1 pseudogene is annotated in these 604 nt (G+C 35.8%); it reads left to right on the top strand.

Features of this window, described 5'->3' with window-relative positions:
• Positions 1–13 precede the first annotated feature (13 nt).
• Positions 14–604: pseudogene (locus BXO88_RS16240) on the top strand (IS3 family transposase); the annotation flags it as partial.

The raw sequence follows: 604 nt of genomic DNA, 5'->3' as shown, positions 1-604 counted from the left end.
AGAAGAAATAATCATGGAGACATCAAATGACAAATTTGAAATCATCCATGAAACTATAAATAAAGCGGATAATAGGCTTTCAGTTTCAATGCTATGTGAAATAGCTGGGGTATCAAGATCAGGCTATTATAACTGGGTAGCATCCGAAAAGAATCGAATGGCAAAGGAACTTCAAGACAGAGCGGACTTTGAATTGATACTGATAGCATACACCCATAGGGGATACGACAAAGGTGCACAAGGCATTTATATGCGCCTGATACATATGGATCCTCCCATTGTCATGAATGTCAAAAAGATTCGCAGGCTTATGAAGAAATACGGATTGATCTGTGAAATAAGAAAAGCTAATCCGTATCGAAGAATGGCAAAAGCCATAAAAACGAACAATGTTGCGGATAACCTTGTCAAAAGGCAGTTTGAGGCCTATGGTCCCAGAAAAATATTGCTTACTGATATTACATATATTCCGTTTAATGGAGAATTCTGCTATTTATCAACCATAATAGATGCATTTACAAAGCAGATACTATCTTATGTATTAAGCAAATCATTAGAAGTAGATTTTGTCCTGGAAACAGTAAATACAATGATAGAAAAGCAT

Source organism: Oribacterium sp. C9, from assembly GCF_002007235.1.
In the GTDB taxonomy this organism is placed as follows: domain Bacteria; phylum Bacillota; class Clostridia; order Lachnospirales; family Lachnospiraceae; genus Oribacterium.
The sequence above is the reverse complement of the archived record's forward strand: the minus strand, read 5'-3'. Positions and strand labels throughout refer to the sequence as shown.